Origin of the sequence: Streptomyces glaucescens (genome assembly GCF_002154375.1) — a bacterium.
Lineage (GTDB): Bacteria > Actinomycetota > Actinomycetes > Streptomycetales > Streptomycetaceae > Streptomyces > Streptomyces glaucescens.
The window spans coordinates 1-567 of sequence record NZ_MUND01000938.1 but is presented as its reverse complement, the minus strand read 5'-3'; the positions used below and the strand labels follow the sequence as shown (position 1 = coordinate 567).

At 67.7% G+C, this 567-nt stretch carries 2 protein-coding genes; both read left to right on the top strand.

What is annotated here, in order from left to right; translation table 11 throughout:
- Nucleotides 1-307 (top strand): ATP-binding cassette domain-containing protein (locus CCN42_RS39525; RefSeq protein ID WP_143662203.1); only part of this gene is annotated, 307 nt, incomplete at its 5' end.
- 82 nt (nt 308-389) lie between these two features.
- On the top strand, nt 390-503 hold the full coding sequence (amiA, locus tag CCN42_RS45385; protein ID WP_240449383.1) for a streptamidine family RiPP: 114 nt from the start codon (nt 390-392) through the stop codon (nt 501-503).
- The last annotated feature ends 64 nt before the right edge of the window (nt 504-567 follow it).

The following is a 567-nucleotide window of genomic DNA, read 5'->3' as shown; positions in this document are numbered from 1 at the left end:
GCTGCTCGACGAGCCGACCACGTACCTGGATCTGCATCACCAACTGGACGTGCTGCAGACGGTGGTGCGGCTGCGGGAGGAACGGGGCCTGACCGTGGTCATGGTGCTGCACGACCTCGCCCACGCCGCTCGGTTCGCGGAGCGGATCGTGGCGCTGCGGGACGGGCGGGTGGTGGCGGACGGCGCGCCCAAGGAGGTGGTCACCCCCGGTTTTCTCGCGGAGGTGCTGCGGGTCGCGGGCCGGGTGGGCCGGGATCCCGAGGGGGACTGGCCCGTGTGTTACCCAGATCACCCTCTCCCCACCTAGCAAAACGAAAATCATATTCATTAATGTTCACCACGCGGCGCTCGACAGAACGCCGCAAGTCCCTTGAGATGGAGGAACGTTCATGGAGAACGAGCAGGTCTTCGCGCCGATCGCCGACCCGGGTCAGCTGGCCCACGACTCGGCGTCCCACTCCAACGCCCTCGTCGAGAACCCGTTCGAGGACACCGAGGAGTAAACGAGGGCTCACCCCTCACCAGCGGGCCCGTCCGTCCCAGGGCGGGCCCGCTTCCCCTTCCCCC

Excerpts from the sequence above, each read along its gene's own strand:
- amiA (WP_240449383.1), top strand. The coding sequence starts at position 390 with ATGGAGAACGAGCAGGTCTTCGCGCCGATCGCCGACCCGGGTCAGCTG.